The organism is Metabacillus kandeliae, from assembly GCF_021166585.1.
In the GTDB taxonomy this organism is placed as follows: domain Bacteria; phylum Bacillota; class Bacilli; order Bacillales; family Bacillaceae; genus Metabacillus_B; species Metabacillus_B kandeliae.
This window is the reverse complement of sequence record NZ_JAJOZE010000003.1, coordinates 53,061-68,862: the sequence shown is the minus strand read 5'-3', so window position 1 is coordinate 68,862 and position 15,802 is coordinate 53,061. Positions and strand designations below refer to the sequence as shown.

Here is a 15,802-nt window from a genome sequence, read left to right as displayed (position 1 = left end):
AAAACGTAATTTTACAAAAAACTACTAGAAATTTGGATAAGTATGTTATAAACTTGTCAATAGGTGGTCTTACCGGAAAATTATTCTTTTCCGTAGACCAAATAGCTTATTTCCTTTGGATTATTTTTGTTGAAATTTAATCCAAAATATGAAATAATCTACTAGGTTGGTAGATTACCTACATAAACCGCGTTCTTGGTGACTGCTTGATACATAGATAATCAATCAGTTTATCAATACAAAATTTTTCAACACAATTTGAAAGGGGAACAAAACACATGTCTAAAAAAGCTGCTAAGCTTGGACTTACTGCTGCTGTTGCTGCAAGCGCGCTCGTTGCTGCAAACCCAGCACACGCTGCTACTGCAACATCTACAGAAACATTGGTAAAGAAAGCAGAAACTGCTGCTGCTCAACTGAAGCCTTACTACAGCCTCTCTAATGCTGATCAAGTAATGGTAAGCACTGCATTCACTGCAAAATACAACGAAACTGGAGCAGCACTTAAAAGTGCACGCGCTGCAGTAGCTAAATTGACAGGCAGCCAAAAAACAGCGATGACAAATCGTTTAGACGCTGCTGACACTCTTCGCCTTCGTGCTGCACGCATCATCGACGTGGTTAAAGTGGGAGCTGACCTCGACACGAAAGTTGCTGCACTTCAAGCGAAAATCTCTTCTCAAACACTTAATGACGACACTGTAGCAGCTTACAATGCAGTATCTACTGCAATCTCAGCTGTTGAGCGTTCTGCTGGTAAAGTATACGGCGGTGCTGCTCGTGAAGCAGTTCTTACTAAATATGTAACACCTGCGAAAATCGCAAAAGAAACGATCATTTTTGAAGTTTCTCGTTATAACCTTCAAAAGCAAATTTCAGCTGACATCACTGCTGGAAAATTGGCTGACGTTGAAGCTAACTTGGCTATGCTTAGCCGTTTAGAAGTTCGCGCTGTTGCAATTAAAGAAGCTGGAAACAAATTATATCCAGGTAAATACCCAACACTTGACAAAATCGAAGCTCAATTAAAAGCTAGCAAAGATGCTCTTGTTGCTGCTTACGAAGCTAAGTTGACTCCTATGGTTAAGAGTGTTAGTGCTACAAGTGCTACTCAAGTGGTAGTTACTTTCAATAAAGCTATTGATGCTGATTCTTTATTCACTAACGGTAAAAGCGGTTCATTCAAAGCTTCTGTAGCTATGACTTCAATTGATGGGGTACCTGCAGGTGGTCTTACAGGTGAACTTAGTGAAGATGGCAAGACTCTAACTATCACTACTGCTAATCCTGTATCAAAACGCTACAACTTGGTTGTTAACAACGTTAAAGCTGTAGACGGAAAAGACCTTGTTAAATTCGACGATGTAGTTACAATTGCTGCTGATACTGCAGCACCAACAGTTGTTTCTACTACTAAAAATACTGCAAGCTCTTATACTGTGAAATTCTCTGAGCCAATCAAATCACTAGGAAATGTAAGCTACAAATTGGCTGATGGAACTACAGTAAGCGATGTAACAAACGACTTCACAGCTGGTGCTCAAGAAGTAACGTTCACTTTAGGATCTTCTATTGCAGCTGGTAAAGAAGTTAGAGCTACATTCATCGGCGCTCAAGACCAAGCAAGCAATCTATTAACACCAAACCCAGCAACTGTATCCTTTGTTAAAGGTGACAGAGATGGAGTAGCTCCAACTGTAGCCTCTATTACTCAAACTGGTGCTACTACTTTAGCAGTTAAATTCTCTGAGCAGCTGATCGGTAATCCTACTGTTGCTGTAGAAGGAACTACTGTTACTAAAGTAGAAAAAGACTCTACAGATCCAACAGTCTACAAAGTAACTACAGCTGGCGTTCTTGACGGTGCAAAAACTGTTACTGTTAGCGGCTATGGTGACCTAAGCGGAGAAACTGGAAGCAACTACAATAAAGTTGTAGCTTTCGTAAAAGATACTGCAGCTCCAAAAGTAACTTCTAGCACTGTTGTTGCTGATTCAACTAACAACAAGCAGTACTTAGAGCTTACATTCGATAAAGATGTAAATCTTTCCAGCCAGTCAGTAACTGCTTCTGGTTCATATGTGAAAGACTATGTAACACACACAGTTAACGGTTTAACAGCTGTTCCTGCATACAAAGATTCTAATAGCAAGAAAGTGGTTCGCATTGAACTGGATTCTCTATTAGGAGGTTCTGATGTTGAGAATGCTGCATACAAATTGACTTTAGATTTCACTGGTATTGCTAGCGCTGCTAACGTAGAAGTTGCTAACACTAATGTTTCCTTCACTCGCGGTAAAGATGGAGTAGTAGGAAATACTAACGACCTAAATGTTAAGACTGTAGCTCAAGGTGATGACAACAATAAAGTAGCAGTAACTTTTGACAAAGCTGTTGATGGAGCGACTGCAACAAATGTTGCGAACTATCAAATTGATGGCGCAACTGTTGAGTCTGTTACTTTAAAACCAGTAAATTCTTCAACTGGAGAACAAGTTGCTGTTGTAAATCTTAAAGCTGGTTCTAATGCATTTACAGGAACACGCAATATCAACGTTTCTGGAGTAAAAGCACTTGGATCTTCTAAAGTAATGAATGCATTCCACACTACTACAGTAGAATTGAAAGAAAATATTGCACCTGTGGTAACATCTGCAAAACTTTCTAAAACTAACGAAATTACTTTAACTTTCTCTGAAGCTGTAACTGATGCAGTTGGGAATGACTTTGAAGTACTAGTTGGCGGACAATCTCAAGGAACTCCTGAGTATGTAAGTGTAGGTGCTGGTTCAACTGCTTCTACAACTGTTAAAGTTGCAATCGATACAGTAGACGCTACTGAGCTTTCAAAAGGAATTACATTAAAAGCTCTTAGCACACTTGATATCGTTGATGCGGCTGGAAACAAAGTTTCCGTACCAAACGTTATTACTGTTGCTAACTAATCAATAACAAGTTAAAACTCCTTGAGAATCTTTTCTCAAGGAGTTTTTTATATTCTATTGAATTGAGTTAATTATTGGAGTTGCATTGCAAGTTAAATAACCGTGCACATAATCTATAGATACGAAAGGAACTATTTGCAGGGTGATATACATATCCCTCTGTCCCCAACTATATCAACGACTGTCTAATACTCATGTATTTCAATAGTGAAGAGTGCATAGCCGTGTTGAGCAGTCTCTTCCCAAGGAAGCACGTCATTTGAAATCTCCTTCTGTTCTATAAAAGCAAAAAATCATTCCCTTTTACTTGATCCAGAATCTAGTCCCTGCTGTTCTGAATGATGGAAAATCTTCTTAATTTACATAAAATGGATCGTGTTTTCATGAAATTTTTTTGCAAGCAGTAGTCTCTTTCATTAGTGTGAAGATTAGCCAAGAAAGCCCTCTATGAGCGTTGAGCTTATAGAGGGCTTCGAATTTAAGGTTTCCTCATTTGTTTTCTCAAAACAAAGACAATCCCCGAAATAATTGCGCCGCCTAATACATAAAAAATCCAACTAGAAAACTGAGACTTATTATTAGTCTCCTCTGCTTCCTTAGTCTTCTCATCTGCATTAGCGGTTTGAATGCTTTGCTCCTGCTGTACAGGAGTCATAGCCATTCCCCAATCTCTGTTAGCACCTTTAAGAGTTGCTTCACTCTTTTCACTATTTCTCATAACGGTTAATTGATTTGAATAATGATATAGGTGGCTTTGATCATCCGTCAATATACCATCATTAATACTAATATTATCCCCTTCAGAAAACACTGGGTAAATAAAGGACAGTGAAATAGTTTGCCCGTCTCCATTTTGTCCTAGCTGTAATTTCTCTATCTCTCCGGATTGCTCTTCCCCGTTTTTTTCCAAAACCAAACTATCTTCTATCCACTCCTCAAAACGATGGTTTATACTGCTTAGCTCTTTTTCATCCAGCTTTTGATCTCCATTTTCATCCCCACCAAGTCCGTTTATAACTGCTAAAGAATTGATGGAGTATTGAAGCACCGTTTTATCCTTCTGAAATTCCAGCGAGGTATTAGCTGAATTGATAGATTGTGCTTCAGCTGTTCCTGCAAAAATAAAGAAGCAAGCAGCAGATACTGCGGGTATCCATCTGCTTGCTATTTTTTTAGAAAAATTCACTATTAAAGCCTCCATTTATGATAAAAATAACCGTTCAAAAACCCAAAAGGCTCCCATGCAGACAATGAGTGCTGATAATACAGCTGTCAACTTTTTGTAGTTAGCTATTTTTTGTAAATAAGCTAAAACTGGAACAAGTATTAGGACAAGCAGAATTTGAATGATCTCAATCCCTAAATTGAAGCTGACAAGCGAAATGGCAAGCTGTGATTTAGGAATAGGTGTTTCTGCTAATGTACTTGCAAAACCAAGGCCATGAATTAAGCCGAAGATAAAGGTCAGCATCCAGCGGTGGCTGATTTCTTTTCTGAAAATATTTTCTAATGCTACATAACAAATACTTAAAGCGATGACACTTTCCACAAACTTTGAAGGAACATCGACAATTCCTAATACTCCAAGTGTAAGGGTAATACTATGGGCAATGGTAAAGGCAGTTACTATATAGACATATCTTTTAAAAGGCTGTTTTCTAATTAGAAGCGCAAAAAGAAAAAGTAAGTGATCGTAACCGGTAAGAATGTGATGCATTCCTAAAGTTAAGAAATCCCAGATGGAGGAAGAAATATTAAAGACTGCCGCTGGGGGTTCAACCTTTTTTGGCTCTGGTGAAGCAGAAGCTTGCTGGGTTTGCTGATCTTGCTGCTGTTCTTGCTGGTTTTCTGCCAGGATCGTTTCCCACTCCCGGTTTGTTCCTCTAAGCAAATTCTGGCTCAGCTGTGATCCTTGCGTAACGGTTAGAAAGTCAACGTAGTTTGTATTGTTATCATCCATATACAGGTTGTCCTTCATGGCAAGCGTTTGGCCGATCTCCATACCTGAAATATGATAATCGATTTCTACCATTGCCTGGTTGTTCCTATGGATAACTTTCATACCTTGAATTTCTCCATCAACCGATTTCCCGTTAGCTCCAAATTGAATATTGTTGAGAAACCATTTCTTGATTTCTTTTGAAGATTGGTTGATTTCCTTCTGGTCAAGCTCTTGATTGTTATCTGAATCATTATTCAAATATTCTATTATGGACAAGCCATCTATAGTAAATTGGACATCAGCAGACGAGTCTGAAATTGTGATGGATGTAAAGCTTGAACTTAAAGCGTGAGCAGAAGCTTGCTGAGTTGCAGTAAAAATAAGGAAAAAAGTGAGGAGAAGTGCTGAGATCCATTTAACAACATTCTTCAAAAAACAACTTCCTTTCTTTAGTAAGGTGAATACTTTGGCACCCGAAAATTATCTCATTTAATTGTAAATGCTATATTAATAATTTGTAAAAGTAGCAAATTTTGTTGAATGTTGGTGAAAAAAAACATACTATTACCTTGCTAAACTATTTCACCATGTGAAGAAAAAGGAGGCTAATATCACATTAATTTTGGGTTAAAAGTAACTGAAAAAATCCTAATCTATGAAAAAGGGAGTTATCTAATTGAGGCATTCGAAACGCAAAGCAATGAAAGCGTTAAATTGCAGTTTGGTCGGAATTTTGGCAGTCGGTACTTTTTTACCGAATGTGTTAAGTAATAAAGCCTATGCTGAAGGAACTACTGCCAATCATGTAGTAATCAGTGAAGTTTATGGCGGTGGCGGAAATAGCGGGGCAACTCTTAAAAATGATTTCATTGAATTGTACAATCCAACAGATGCAGAAGTGGATCTTAGTGGTTGGACTGTCCAATATGCAAGTAAAACAGGTGCGTTTACTAACCAAACAGAATTAACTGGGAAGATTCCTTCCAAAAGCTATTATCTGATACAAGAGGCTCAAGGTAATGGCGGTACTGATGACCTGCCAACACCAGATGATGTTGGAACAATAGGTCTATCTGGAACCGGTGGAAAAGTAGCGTTGGCTTCTGACAAAGAGGCTGTCATTGATTCACGATCTGCCAATGCCATTGATTTTGTCGGATTTGGTGGTGCAAATGGATATGAAGGCAGTGCTCCTTCTGCTGCTCCTTCCAATACTCAAAGTGTCCAAAGAAATGAAACAAATGATGATACTAATGATAATAATGCCGATTTTGCTGTTGCAGATCCAACACCACAAAATTCAACTGTTGGAACTGAAACTGACCCGGGAACCCCAGCAGTACCACAAGAAGTTACACTCGACAAAGTTAGAGAAAACGATGCAACTGGGAAACCAAAACTATTAGGAAAACCTGTTATCATCACAGGCACAGTTACAGCTGGCAGCACAGCGGATTCCGAAGTCTATATTCAGGATGATAAGGGCGGGGTCAAATTATTTGCCGGTACATTGGCTAATACTTCTCTCTCAGCTGGTGACACAGTAAAAGTAACGGGTACAGTTGCATTTTATAACGGCCTGACTGAGGTAACACCAACTGAGCCGGTTGAAAAAACGGGCACAGCAGAAGTTCCGGTCCCAGCAGAAAACAGCGTTCACGACCTAACCACTTTTGCAACTGCCGAACCGCTTGAAGGAACACTTGTCAAGTCAGTGGGTATTGCAACGAACGTCCCAACGACAAGCGGAAAGCAAAACATTACATTTAAAGACGTAGATACAAATGATACCATTACTGTTCGTGGAGATTCTTCCTATTTCACTCAAGGCAAAGCCTATGAAGTAACAGGTATACTAGGACAGTACAAATCAGCTGCAACCTATGATTCTGGTTATCAAATTCTTGTAAGATCTGCAGAAGACTTAAAAGAAACTACTCCACTGAGCTTTTCTCATACACCTTTAGCAAAAGTCTACAAAGGCAACGATGTAAACTTTACTGCAACTGCGCAAAATGCAGCATCCGTTGATCTCTATTATCGCGCTGCAGGAACAGCAGATTATACAAAGCTTCCAATGACAGCATCTGATAATTCCTATTCCGTTACACTTGATCAGGCAGATGTACCGCAAAACGGCTTTGACTACTATATCGAAGCAAAAGTTGACGATAAAGTTAAAAATTCCGGTACAGCAGAAGTACCAAACCAAGTAGCTGTTGAGGAAGATACTCAAGGGCCGGCTCTTGAAGGAGCTCTTCCAGCTAATAACACACAAACGGAAGAAGTTCGTCCTGAAATTTCCGCGCTGTTTAATGACCCGAGCGGAATTGATTCAGATAATTTCACTGTAAAGCTTGATGGAACAGACGTTAAAGCAGCAGCCAGCTTGGAAAATGGCGAGCTGAAAGTAGCGCTTGATAAAGATCTTGCATTTGCTAAGCACACAGTAGAATACTCTGTACAAGATTCAAAAGGCAACAAAACAGAAGGAAACTGGTCTTTCGAGGTAATGAAGCCATTTACTGGAGGAAATCATTACAGAGGAACGACGCATAACCATACAAATATTTCACATGATGCGACAGGTTCCCCAGAAGCTGCATTAAAAGCAGGCCAAGCGCACAACTATGACTGGTTCGCTTTTTCTGACCATTCCCATGACATTGATCCTGAATCAGTTGATAAGGACACGGTAGATCATAATGGCCAGCCTGAACGTACAGGCGGGACTGAGTGGCAGACAACAAAGGATTTGGCCAAGCAATATACAAAAGATGGCGATTATGTTGTATTCCCAGCGTTTGAAATGACTTCCACAACATGGGGCCACTCCAACGTTTTTGGCTCAGATAATTTCATTGACCGCAAAATGGCTAATGGAAAATACCAGGATTTAAACAACTATTATGCCTGGGTCATGACTTATGATGACATCGTCGCTCAGTTTAACCACCCAGACATGTCAGCTAATGCTTTTAACAATTTTACTCCTTATGACAATAATGTCGACAAGCTTTTCACCATGCTTGAAGTAGGAAACGGTTCAGGGCATTATGGTTATACAAATGCTGATGAAAAGTATTACAAAGCTTTAGACCTTGGCTGGCACATTGCGCCGACTTTTGGTGAAGATAACCATGATGCTTCATGGGGCCAGACTAGCAAGCGTACAGTTATCGTAGCAGATGATTTATCAGAACCTTCTCTTCTTCGCTCCATGAAAAACATGCGTGTGTATATGGAAGAGGATCCAAACTTCCAGCTGGATTATATGGCAAACGGAAAATATATGGGCTCTACAGTTGACGGCAAAACTTTGAAGTTTGATATTAAAGGGTCTGACAGCGTTCGCGAAACTAAGTCAATGCCTGGTTATGAATATCTGTCAGCTGACTATAAAGCAAACGACAACATTGAAAAAGTTGAATTGATCACAAATGGAACAAAGGTAGTTCAAACTTATGCTCCACAGGGCGATGAAACATCCTTTGATTGGAAGCCTGAAGTGAATATTACAGGCGGACAGCAATGGTTTGTAGTAAAAGTTACGCAAAAAGATGGAGATAAAGTTTACTCTGCCCCAATTTGGACACAAGAAGAGCCTGTTGATGTTCGTGTCAGCGGAATCACTATTGCAGGCGATGCCATTGTTGGCGGAAACCCAGCAACAATTGAAGCCGGCATCAGCAACCTTGGTACACAGGATCTTACAGGCTTGAATGTTGATTTTTACTATGACGAAGTAAAAGCAGAAAATAAAATTGGCTCCTCAACAATCGATGCAGCAGCGAAAAGTGTCGGCAAAGCGACAGCTGTATGGAACTCACCGCTTGCTGGAGACCATAAGCTGATTGCAGTAGTGAGCTCCCCGTCTGGTGATGATTCTAAAGATAACACTTACGAGCTCCCAATTAAGATCAAGCCGTCACTGGGTAAGACGGTATTAATTGACGCTGCACACAAAAATGAAAATACCAGTGCAGATTCTGGATCTTACAAAGACAATTTAAAAGCTTTTACTACTGAAATTCAGCGTGAAGGCTACACAGTTGCAGAAAGCAGCGCAGCTATTACAAAAGAAGTGCTGGATCAAGCAGATGTATTTGTGCTGACACATCCAAACAGCGACCTTACAGCTGATGAGAAAACGGCTATAGAGGAGTATGTTAAGGGCGGCGGTTCGCTTCTAATGACAGACAAGAGCAACTATCACAACGATCCGACCAAGAATAATGACATGCTTGCGGAAATGGGTGCAACAATCCAAATCAACAACGATGGTATATTCGACGATACAAAAGAAGGAAACTTCTGGGGTACGCCATCAACATCACCATTTGCAGTACGCCTTCATCCGAGTCTGGTTCCAAACTATATTACGGATAAAGTAAAAACAGTGGAATACTACAGCGGTACAAGTTTGGAGAAAACGGGCCATGAACCGCTTGTAAATAATGATAAAGTGACGATTCTAGCGAGCGGAAACGAAACAACCTACCAGGGCAGTGTAGCTCCTAGCTATAACACATATGATGATGTGTCAGATGACCATGGCGGTTCTGCTATCCCGGCTATTGCCTCTGAGACAGTCGGCCAAGGGAAAATTATTGTTTCCGGTATGAACTTCTTCAACGATAAGCAGATGGATGAATCGTATAACGAAAAAGGAAATAATGAATTAGCCTTGAACAGTATCAACTGGCTTGCTGATAGAGAAACAACTGTGAAAAGCATCAAAGATGTCAGAGGAATGGAAGACGGAACACCTTCTGTCATTCAGGGAACTGTCACAACAGGATCCGGAGTCTTTTATGACGCCTTCTACCTGCAGGATGCAACAGGAGGTATCATGGCGTTCCATGATGTGCCGGATGATTCAATTGTCCCTGGCGACATTGTCAGAATTTACGCATCAACTAAAACATATGAGAACAACAAAGAATTTGAATACGAAGATTTTGCAAAAGACGTGATTAAAGTAGGCCATACTGATCCAATTCAGCCTAAATCTGTGACAACTGGTGCAGCAACAAGCGAAGACAACCAAGGTCAGCTTGTAAAAGTAAAAGGAACAGTTGTTAAAAAATATGATGATAATTCTTACATCATTAACGATGGATCAGGGGAAGTACTTGTCTTCACAGATGGATATATTGTAAACCAAACAGGTCCTGTTCCAGCTCTGCAGCCTGGCGATGTGCTTGAAGCAGTTGGCTTGACTGGAAAGTATGCAGAAGGTTCAAGGATTCGTGTAAGGGATACAAAAGAATTAAGTAAAGGCTCTATCGATGTTCCAAATGATCCAAATACTGGTGAAGATGACGATGATCCAGTTGTTGATCCTCCAAAAGATGATGACAAACCAACTGTTGATCCTGGACATCCAGTAGAAGTTATTAAAGAAAACCCAGTCGGCCGCGTCATCATTAAAAAATCAGTCAAACTGGTTCAAATTGACGCAAAAGGCAAGAAAACAGTAGTCCGTGAAGTGAAACCTGGCGAAGCACTTCGTGTATACGGTGAACAGGACGGTTTCTTCAACGTAGGTGCCAACTACTATGTAGAACTTTCTGGCTCACAAGGAGCTTTCTACACAGGAAGAGTCTTGATTAAAGAAAGGCTTCCGCTATATGCTCCAAACGGAAAACTGTACCGCATGCTTGAGGTTGGCGAAGCGATCAAGATGTACGAACAGCAAGATAACAGCTACCAAGTGGGCGGCGGCTATTATGTGAAAATGGACCATGCAGCGGTTTACTATGAAGGCATGGTGACAATGAAAGCAAATACCACGCTGATGAAAGATAGCAAAGCTGTCAAAACACTGAAAAAGGGAGAACAGTACCGTGTATACAGCACAACTGACTCTACTCTTCAAGTGGGCGGCGGCTATTACATCCAAGATGATGCAAAAGTGAATTACAGCAAAAACTAGAATAAACAGAAACAGCGGCCTTTCCCTTGGGAGAAGCCGCTGTTTTTTTATCTCTGCACATAAACCGAAACCGATCCGCCATTCACATTAAACGTCCCGTACCCATCAGAACCGATCGTCACCGTATCGCTCCGATTACCGGTCATATCAAACCAAACTTCTCCGGCATTTTGCGTTCCGACATACATTCTTTTTGATCCGCCAGGACCATCAGTGATCATCGTGGCAAGCCCAGACTTTGCTTTTGAACTGTCGCCTTCCCGTGTCCAGCCAACCACATCCTGGTTATCGAGGTAGTCATGCTGTGTTCCGTAGGCAAAGTTCTTTCTTGCCTGCAAAAGCGGGTCTAGTTTAGTTTTTAGAGAAGGAATTTCTCTTCCTGATGTGCCTTTTGTTCCGTAGATGTCTCCGTAAAATACGTCTGGATAGCCGCTTTCACGAGTCAGAATAAACGCATAAGCCAGCGGTTTGAACCAGGTTTGAACGGTTGATTCAAGAGATTGCCCGGGCTGTGTGTCATGGTTGTCGACAAAGGTGACAGCCTTCGTCGGATACTTGCCTGTAACGGTTCCGCTCAGGAGATTTCTCATATCATAGTATCCGCCCTGTGATGAAGCTGCCTGGAAGTTATAGTGAAGCGGAACATCAAAGACGGACTGATTGAAGCCGGTTTTGTTTAAGTAATTTTCAATTGCTCCTAGGTTGTTTTGCCAATATTCCGCAACGGTGAACATTTCTTTTCCTGTATTGGCTCTGACAGAATCAACCCAGTCTTTTAAGAAGGAAAACTTGATATGCTTTGCAGCATCAATCCGGAAACCGTCGAGCCCGACTTGATTGGTGTACCATGTTCCCCAGTTTTTCATCTCGCTTACAACGCTTGGATGGTCGTAATCAACGTCCGCATACATTAAGTAATCATAATTGCCGTTCTCGCCTGAAACCTCCCAATCCCATGCTTTGCCGGTTCCTCTAAGTTTATAAATGCGGCTCAGGCTTCTTGACTGATCCCAGTCAACACCGTCAAAATAGGCCCAATTCCATTTAAAGCTGCTGTACGTGTTGCCGCGTCCAGGAAAATTAAACCCGGTCCATGCCTGAATTTGATAATCACCGGAAGTTTCCTGGTTTCGGTTGCTTGGATTCACTTCGACAGCTGTCACCTGTTCTGTGTTGTCAGCACCAGCTTTATGATTCATCACGACATCACCGTATACTTGAATGCCAGATGAATGAAGTGTGCCGACAGCAGACTGCAACTCCGCTTTTGTACCATATTTTGTACGAACGGTGCCTTTCTGGTTGAACTCGCCAAGATCATACAAATCATATGGGCCGTAGCCGACATCCGACTGGCTTGTCCCTTTGTAGGCAGGCGGAATCCATACAGAAGTGATCCCGGCATTTGATAAATAAGAAGCATCTGCGCGCAAACGGTTCCATTGCTGGCCGTCATTAGGAAGGTACCATTCAAAGTACTGCATCATCGTTCCATTTGTCGAAGCAGCGTAAGATTTTCCTCCTCCTTGGAAAAATAATGCAACCGTTAGCACAAAAACAAGCAGCACACCCAACCCTTTTCTTCTCAACCGATCCCTCTCCTTTCATCTGGTAAAGCGCTTACATGAATAAATATAAATGGAAGGGGAGCTGATTGTATATGAGTGAAAGGAAGGATTTGTAAGTAAGGGGAGAGGGACTTTTGGGCAATAAAAAAGCCTTGGGAGAGGAACCTCCCCAGGCCGCTATATATTCAATTTCCAAAGCTCTTTTCCATCATGAAAATACACATTTCCTGCAGAATCAGCTGCTGCTTGCTTTGTCCCTTTTCGTAAAACCGACGTTTTATAGGACTTCATATCAAGTTTAAAAAGGATTCCCTCAACTGTGCCATACACATTCCCGTCTTTCCCAATAGCCAGAGAAGCGTTAGGAGTGTATCCTGTAACCTTTGAGGAAACAGGACGGACAACTAAAACCTTCCCATTAGTGAAAACAAATACGCTGCCATCAGCCATTCCCACCAGCCTGCCATCTTTCAAAACTGTTAGAGCCGAAATAAACTGCACATGCTTAAATGGGAGCTTGATCACTTCAGGCTTAGCTCTGGTATTCCCCGCTGGCAAAGCGAACAGGACGGCATTCGTTGTGTTTTTATTAACGCTGCCTTTTCCGAAAATTGAGGTGCCGGCGTAAATCATTTTGCTTCCAGGATGATAGGCAAGAGAGGCGATGCTTTGATCCTTGATGATCTGGTGTCTGACAGAAGATTTATGTGCCGATGTGTCATAGATAATAAGTGCCCCGCCTGCAAGGCCTGCTCTTGGTGCTGTTCCAAAGGCAATTTTGCTTGTGCCCTCAATTGAAGCGGCTGCCATCGGGCGATCCTGTCCGTTTCCGTCATAGGTCGCAACCTGCTTTGGATTACGGCCGCTGATCCATGCAGAGGAAGGATTATATTCCAGTATTTTTGCTCCAGGGTAAACGCCAAAATACAATATTTCATTAAGAGATGTCATACTTTCCATCTGTCCGATTGCCTCCTGACGGACGGTCTTATTCGCTGAGGCCTGGTAAGTACCCATTTTCCCATTCAGAAAGCCTGAGCTGTAAATCTTTCCGTCACTGCCTGCTCCTATTTTATGGAGCTCTACAGGTTGCTCAGGGAGAGATAAATTGAGATTGGAATAGGAGCGGTCACCAAGCTGATAAGTAAAATACCGGTCTGAGTTGCCGACTTTTCCGGTGAGGATGTCTCCTGATACTCCAGGCATTTTAATAAAATCAAGCGATACAAGACTTGTCGGAATCCGGTTATTTACAACCTGTACTGATTTTCCTGTTCTTAAATTGTATTGATAAAGGGAGGTTCCGCTGCCATAATAAACTGCATTTTCAGATGGTGCTTTAGCGGAAACACCTTTAGATGTGGCGGATAATTCTTTCACAAACTTCTTCGTTTTTGCTTCAAAAACGAGGATTTTTGCCGCTGGATTCAGTTTGACAAAAACATAGCCTCCAGCTGTTTGGATATCGTCAATTTGCTTTTGGCCTTTGTATTTCGCCGGCAGAAAACTTTCTTTTTTTCTTGATTTTATATCGTAAGCGACGAGCGCGGCAGGGGAGCCGGCACCAATGAACAGTTGGCGATTCGCAGCATCCTCCTCAACGCTTTTTGCTTCCGTTTTGCCTGCTAATACAGTACCAAGATCCTTAAACCCTTTGCCTTGTATGTAGCTGAACAGCTTTCCTTCATTGCCGGAAACGCCGTACACTGTTTTGCTGGAAGAGCTGTAGGTTAGTCCCCAGATAGAAGTGCCATTCTTGGTTGTTGCTTTGCCGAGCTTTGTCATTTTCATCGTGTTCGGATCGTAGCGGAACAATAGCTCTCCTGGTGTTGTTCCAATCCAAACATTGTCGCGGTCGGCCTTAATGGACCAGCCAGCTGTTGAGCCATCAAGTGATTCTATGTCAACCAATTTTCCGGTAGTCAGGTTCGTGACAGCGAGTTTCGCTGGCAGCCCCTGAAGAACGGTATACATGAAAGGCTCTCCCTTTTTGTTTAAGGCGCTGGCAGCAGCCGTTGCATTTAAACTGGTAATCTGGGGACCTATTTTTTTGAAAGATGGTGCTGAGCTTGAGACAGGCTGGAAGATCAAGCTGGAAAGCACCAACATTGATATAATTACTGAAACCTTTTTCACTTACTTTCCTCCGTTATCAAAGTATGATTTATGTATATTATATCGGTATATTATACCGATAGTTTACATATAAAAAGTAAAGTTTACCTAAATATGTAAAAAAGTGAACTTTCGAACCGATATATGAAGGGGAATTATCATGCAGGTTTGGAGGAAGAGGAATGCCTAAAAGCACTAAAAAGCAGCAAAAAGCACAGCAGGAACTTATTAGTTTACTTACGGTCGGGGCAGCGGCAGGGGCATACTGGATGACTAAATCATTTATAGCAGCAGGTATCATACTTTTTTTACTGCTTGGAATTTTAATGGCAGTCATTCTGCTGCTCAAAGCAGATAGAGAGAAAAAGCTCCGGCAGTCTGGCATTCAGGAAATTGATAACATGGATGGCATTCAATTTGAGAATTATTTAGCTGCTTTATTCAAACAGTTAGGCTATTCGGCGAAAGTTACCCCTTCTGGAGGAGATTATGGCGCAGACCTGATTCTTCAAGGGGAAAAGGGGCGGATTGCTGTTCAGGCAAAACGCTATAAAAGCAAGGTAGGCATTAAGGCTGTACAGGAGATTGCTTCAGCAAAAGCCTATTATTCAGCAAATGAGGCATGGGTAGTAACGAACAGTGAATTTACAGCTCAAGCTAGAAATTTAGCTTTGTCTGCTCATGTTCGGCTAATCGGCAGAGATGAATTGATTCAGCTGATATTGAAAACTAAAAAAGCATCTTAAAAAAAGTCCAGACAGCAAATCCTGTCTGGACTTTCTTATTATGCATACTGTTCGTTATATTTCTCGTTGAAACGATCCTGGCCGCGCAGCAGATACAGAACTCCTTCAATAACCCCAAGCACTTCTGGAATTCCTGTCCAGCAAAACAGAATATAAAGGAGACCTTGTCCTGGTTTACCTAAATAAAATTTGTGTATTCCAAATCCTCCAGTAAAAATGCCAAGTGCAGCTGCGATATATTTGTTCTTCATTTTTCCACCTCTCCTCAAATTTGTTTGTTACAGTAACATTAGCCTGTATTGGGGAGGGGCAAACCTAAATAATTTGCTGTAATGTTTTAACACTCCCTCTCACTTTGGAAGTAAACATTATTTTCTTGCCTAAATAGATAAATAGGCCGCTAAACCCAGATAATAACTGAGTGGTTTAATCCGGTTAACAATTAGGATTAAAGATACCGTTAAAAATAGGCACATATAACTATATTTAGCGGAAAGTGAAAAAAATTTTGCCATTACCTTTTAAATTTTTAAAATAAAATTAACAAA

Annotated in this window: 8 protein-coding genes; 3 read left to right on the top strand and 5 right to left on the bottom strand. The window is 41.3% G+C overall.

Annotated features, from left to right (window positions below; genetic code table 11):
* Positions 1-278: 278 nt before the first annotated feature.
* Positions 279-2,945, top strand: a complete 2,667-nt coding sequence (locus LRR81_RS09605) for a hypothetical protein (RefSeq protein ID WP_231789146.1) — start codon at positions 279-281, stop codon at positions 2,943-2,945.
* 478 nt (positions 2,946-3,423) lie between these two features.
* Here LRR81_RS09605 and LRR81_RS09600 read toward each other — a convergent pair whose 3' ends face one another.
* Both LRR81_RS09600 and LRR81_RS09595 read right to left on the bottom strand, forming a co-directional pair.
* Positions 3,424-4,131 (bottom strand): hypothetical protein, encoded by a 708-nt coding sequence (locus tag LRR81_RS09600; protein ID WP_231789145.1) that lies wholly within the window; start codon positions 4,129-4,131, stop codon positions 3,424-3,426.
* A 15-nt stretch (positions 4,132-4,146) separates the two neighbouring features.
* Positions 4,147-5,319 (bottom strand): HupE/UreJ family protein, encoded by a 1,173-nt coding sequence (locus tag LRR81_RS09595; RefSeq protein ID WP_231789144.1) that lies wholly within the window; start codon positions 5,317-5,319, stop codon positions 4,147-4,149.
* Positions 5,320-5,563: 244 nt separating this feature from the next.
* Here LRR81_RS09595 and LRR81_RS09590 point away from each other — a divergent pair, with 244 nt between their 5' ends.
* Positions 5,564-10,825: a CehA/McbA family metallohydrolase gene (locus tag LRR81_RS09590; protein ID WP_231789143.1), complete on the top strand. Its 5,262-nt coding sequence runs from the start codon at positions 5,564-5,566 to the stop codon at positions 10,823-10,825.
* Positions 10,826-10,872: 47 nt separating this feature from the next.
* Here the strand turns inward: LRR81_RS09590 and amyS are convergent, their stop codons facing one another.
* Together amyS and LRR81_RS09580 are read right to left on the bottom strand one after the other, a co-directional pair.
* On the bottom strand, positions 10,873-12,378 hold the full coding sequence (gene amyS / locus LRR81_RS09585; RefSeq protein WP_408631599.1) for an alpha-amylase: 1,506 nt from the start codon (positions 12,376-12,378) through the stop codon (positions 10,873-10,875).
* A 192-nt stretch (positions 12,379-12,570) separates the two neighbouring features.
* Entirely contained in the window at positions 12,571-14,367 is a 1,797-nt protein-coding gene (locus tag LRR81_RS09580; protein WP_231789142.1) for a hypothetical protein, read from the bottom strand.
* A 323-nt stretch (positions 14,368-14,690) separates the two neighbouring features.
* Between LRR81_RS09580 and LRR81_RS09575 the strand changes: the two genes are divergently transcribed.
* Positions 14,691-15,254: a restriction endonuclease gene (locus tag LRR81_RS09575; RefSeq protein ID WP_231789141.1), complete on the top strand. Its 564-nt coding sequence runs from the start codon at positions 14,691-14,693 to the stop codon at positions 15,252-15,254.
* Positions 15,255-15,292: 38 nt separating this feature from the next.
* On the opposite strand, the gene LRR81_RS09570 is transcribed toward LRR81_RS09575, so the two are convergent.
* Positions 15,293-15,505 carry a TM2 domain-containing protein gene (locus tag LRR81_RS09570; protein WP_231789140.1) on the bottom strand — a complete coding sequence of 71 codons (213 nt, stop codon included), beginning with the start codon at positions 15,503-15,505 and terminating at the stop codon, positions 15,293-15,295.
* Between the last annotated feature and the right edge of the window lie 297 nt (positions 15,506-15,802).